Origin of the sequence: Coleofasciculus sp., assembly GCF_046539235.1 — a bacterium.
Lineage (GTDB): Bacteria > Cyanobacteriota > Cyanobacteriia > Cyanobacteriales > Coleofasciculaceae > Coleofasciculus.
Genome location: NZ_JBKHHI010000544.1, coordinates 1 through 3,709, shown reverse-complemented (window position 1 = coordinate 3,709; position 3,709 = coordinate 1). Strand labels below are relative to the sequence as shown.

4 protein-coding genes are annotated in these 3,709 nt (G+C 46.9%); 3 read left to right on the top strand and 1 reads right to left on the bottom strand.

The window, feature by feature from the left end; genetic code table 11:
- Positions 1-79: 79 nt before the first annotated feature.
- Positions 80-1,006 (bottom strand): gamma-carotene 1'-hydroxylase CruF, encoded by a 927-nt coding sequence (cruF, locus tag ACLFWI_RS28325; RefSeq protein WP_446410513.1) that lies wholly within the window; start codon positions 1,004-1,006, stop codon positions 80-82.
- Positions 1,007-1,429: 423 nt separating this feature from the next.
- On the opposite strand from cruF, the gene ACLFWI_RS28320 reads away from it, so the two are divergent.
- The 3 genes from ACLFWI_RS28320 to rpsO all read left to right on the top strand — a co-directional run bounded on the left by ACLFWI_RS28320 (position 1,430) and on the right by rpsO (position 3,577).
- Positions 1,430-2,674 (top strand): N-acetyltransferase family protein, encoded by a 1,245-nt coding sequence (locus ACLFWI_RS28320; protein WP_446410514.1) that lies wholly within the window; start codon positions 1,430-1,432, stop codon positions 2,672-2,674.
- 105 nt (positions 2,675-2,779) lie between these two features.
- Complete coding sequence (gene ruvX, locus ACLFWI_RS28315; RefSeq protein ID WP_446410512.1) at positions 2,780-3,208, top strand: Holliday junction resolvase RuvX; 429 nt, start codon at positions 2,780-2,782, stop codon at positions 3,206-3,208.
- Positions 3,209-3,307: 99 nt separating this feature from the next.
- Positions 3,308-3,577 carry a 30S ribosomal protein S15 gene (gene rpsO / locus ACLFWI_RS28310; protein ID WP_006103631.1) on the top strand — a complete coding sequence of 90 codons (270 nt, stop codon included), beginning with the start codon at positions 3,308-3,310 and terminating at the stop codon, positions 3,575-3,577.
- Positions 3,578-3,709 lie beyond the last annotated feature (132 nt).

The following is a 3,709-nucleotide window of genomic DNA, read 5'->3' as shown; positions in this document are numbered from 1 at the left end:
AATGACGAAGGACAAATGACGAATGACAAATGACGAATGACAAATGACGAAGGACAAATGACGAATGACAAAGGACAAATTACTTAATAGACGCTACAGGCACTTTCGCCTCTGGAGTGCGATCGCGTTGTGCTTGTTCGAGGGTGTTAGATTTGGGTGTAGTCGTTGCCATCCGCCACAATACTACGGCAGGAACAACGCCTAACAAGATACCTAAGCCAATCGGAACCCATATTTGGGCACCGATACTCATCACAGCCGCAAAGACAAAGTTGCTCAGGTAAACGGCTAAGGGCAATCCCAATTGGCTTCTAGACAATGCTAATGGCGTTTTCTGCCAAAATAAAGCCGCGACAGCCATAAAGACAGCACCTGTTCCTAACCAACCCGCAAAATTTTGATACGGCATCCCAAAAAAGGCACCCGGTTGCTCCCATAACCAGAAAGGAACAGAGGCTTGGCTCATGGCGGGATCAAGTACAAAGTCCCAGGAGGTGAGTAAAACAGCACCGATCGCGATCGCACCTAAGTGACGCCACCAACTGACTGACCTGTTCGCTGCCACTCTATCCTCTAACCCCACACGAGCCAATAGATAAGACACCAATCCTAAATAAAACCAGGATAAGGGAATCGTAAACGGAACAAGACCCCCGATTTTATAGCCTAAGCCACTTAAGTAACCATAGTGTCCAAAAGGGAAACCTGTACTTGTTCCCAGGAGTTCACTGGTCAAGGAAATGACAATAGCAGGAATCATGAACGTCAACCATTGCCACAGTCCCAGAGTTCGGTAGGCATAAATTGCCACGGCTGCTGTTCCTAAAATAATATAGACGACTCCCCCCCCAGCCATTGACCATTGAAACAAGGTTTGTCCCTGTGGCGGTAAGCTTATAACCCATTCTGGGTGAGGCAAAACCAGCAGTAGACCTGCCAGTCCAAATGCCATAGCCCCGATATGACCTATCAACAAAAAGCGCTCAATTTTGATCAGTTGGTTCATGAAAAACTCCTAAAATGGTGAAAACCCCAGACTTGTCTTAGTAGCAAGATGCAGCATTCCGATTCAGATGCGGCAAGGCAATGGTTGTTTGCGAGTATACAAGCAACAATGATTTATAGTTTACAAATGTTTACGAAAAAAGTCCCTAGTGCCACCATCTGAATGATGAAGGAGATAGGGTAAGGGGGTGAGGCAATACGGCTCTGATCAGCTCTAATTTTAAAGCTCCCCCTGCTCCCAGACGCGCCATGGCACGTCTCTACATCACTCCCCCAGCTCCCCTGTTCCCCCCAACTGGGCATGAACAGAGTGGGAAAATCGTTAATATATTGGCAGGACAGTAACTTGAATCTTGTCACTGTATACTACAGTGCCAAAAACTTGGTCTTGTCTGCTGTTGGCTTCCTAGCATCTTTACTCAACATGACTTCACCTGTTCCGGAAAACACCAAGACTGTCATTCGCCCCATTCAATACGGCGATTTGGAGAGAATTGAGCAGCTTACGACTCAAGCCACAGATACGGAGTGTAATAGCTGCTCGTTAACCTTCATTCGCCAACTTCAGCAGGTTCGACGCTGGTATGGGCTGCTAATGGTTTTGAATTGGTTTCCGAATCCTTGCCAGTATGATTTTTGTTTCTATGTAGCTGAACAATTTCAGCGGCTGCGAGGATTAATTAAAGTATCGCCCTTTAATCGGACTCGCAGTACTTGGCGCGTGGAACAGGTGTTAGTTGCTCCCGATCCGTCTCGTGAATCCATTAATAAACCCGCCAAACTTGAAACCGGCTCGGCACTCTTGCGCCATTGCTTCGAGACGATCTGGGAAGCCCGCACCTGGTTACTAGAAGTCAATATCCACAATAAAGATACCCTGGCACTATATCGGCGTAATGGATTTCAACCTCTAGCGCAATTGACATATTGGTCAATTTCTGCTCAAACCTTAGCTAAACTAGGCGATCGCGAACCCGATTTACCCAACTTGCTGCCGGTGAGCAATGCTGATGCTCAACTATTGTATCAGCTAGATACGGCGTCCATGCCCCCGTTAGTGCGTCAAGTGTTTGACCGTCATATCGAGGATTTTAAAACAGGATTTATGCGATCGCTAGTCTCGACGCTACAGCAGTGGTTCAATCGCACTGAAGTTATCAATGCTTATGTATTTGAATCCCAGCGCAAAGCAGCTATTGGTTATTTTCAACTCACCCTTTGCCGAGATGGGAGTCAAGCACACGAAGCCCAGCTCACTGTTCACCCTGCCTACACTTGCCTGTATCCAGAGTTATTCTCACAAATGGCGCGGATTACCCAACAATATCCTGCCCAGTCATTGCATCTGGCTTCAGCCGACTATCAACCGGAACGAGAAGACTACCTGGAACAGTTAGATGCTCAGAGAATCGAACATACTCTGCTCATGTCTCGTTCAGTCTGGCATAAAATCCGAGAAGCCAAGAAATTAGAAGGGTTACAGTTATCAGAAGTGCTTCAGGGACTCCAGCCAGCCCGTACTCCCATCCCTAGCCGTATGTCCTGGTGGGAATCCCTTTCCAAACAACCTAACGCCGCTTCTAAAACAAATGGAGCCAATTCTTCATCGAAACAGAAGTCAAAAGAGAAGGACATTCCACCGCCAGCCGATGCTTCAGATGCTGACTAGGGGAGTTTTGAGTTTTTGAATGACGAATGACATAGCTTGCTTCTTTTCGGGAGCGAGTTTTCCACCTTGAACTTTTAACTTTAATGGTGTCCACCTACTTATGTGATGCAGAAAATCTCAGCCTTAGGCTTGGATGTTGGCAGTAAGCGAATTGGTGTCGCCGGATGCGATGGTACTGGCTTAATTGCTACAGGTTTAACCACAATCAAGCGGACCTCTTTTGAGCAGGATGTATCCCAGTTCCGAGAACTCGTCGCACAACGCGAAGTTCAAGTTCTGGTGATTGGATTACCCTATTCGATGAACGGGACCCTGGGATTCCAGGCGCGACAGGTGCAAAAATATGCCCGTCGCTTGAGCGCTGCCCTACAATTACCCGTAGAATATGTAGATGAGCGGTTAACGTCTTTTGAAGCCGAACAGTTACTTCATGCTGAGAAGCGATCGCCCTCTCGCCATAAAGCTCTGATCGACCGCAAAGCCGCAGCTATTATACTCCAGCAGTGGCTGGATACTCGTCGCTCAAGCGGTTAATGATCAACCATCTAGCTTGCTTCTCGACGAGCGAATACCATGAATCATGAAAAATGATATGATCAGAAACTGCTGGATTATACCAATGAACATTTATCCATGGCTTTAACCCAAGAACGCAAACAAGAAATTATTGACAGCTATCAGATTCACGACACCGATACGGGTTCGGCAGATGTGCAAATCGCCATGCTCAGCGATCGCATTAGTCGCTTGAGTACACATCTGCAAGCCAATAAAAAGGATCATGCCTCCCGTCGGGGATTATTAAAGATGATTGGTCAGCGCAAACGCTTACTAAGTTATGTGCGTGAAGGCAATCCTGAACATTACCAAGCCTTGATTAAGCGCTTAGGTATTCGCGGATAAACACCGACTAAAGCTTATGTCTGATGAACCCTCCCGCAACCCTTTACCTTTTGAGCCGAGCCAAAAGCGAAAAAAAAAGTCGAAATCACAGGCTAAACCTGTAGCGAATAAAGCTAAGGCGAAATCCCCAGC

Excerpts from the sequence above, each read along its gene's own strand:
- ruvX (WP_446410512.1), top strand. The coding sequence starts at position 2,780 with ATGCAGAAAATCTCAGCCTTAGGCTTGGATGTTGGCAGTAAGCGAATT.
- rpsO (WP_006103631.1), top strand. The coding sequence starts at position 3,308 with ATGGCTTTAACCCAAGAACGCAAACAAGAAATTATTGACAGCTATCAG.
- cruF (WP_446410513.1), bottom strand. The coding sequence starts at position 1,006 with ATGAACCAACTGATCAAAATTGAGCGCTTTTTGTTGATAGGTCATATC.
- ACLFWI_RS28320 (WP_446410514.1), top strand. The coding sequence starts at position 1,430 with ATGACTTCACCTGTTCCGGAAAACACCAAGACTGTCATTCGCCCCATT.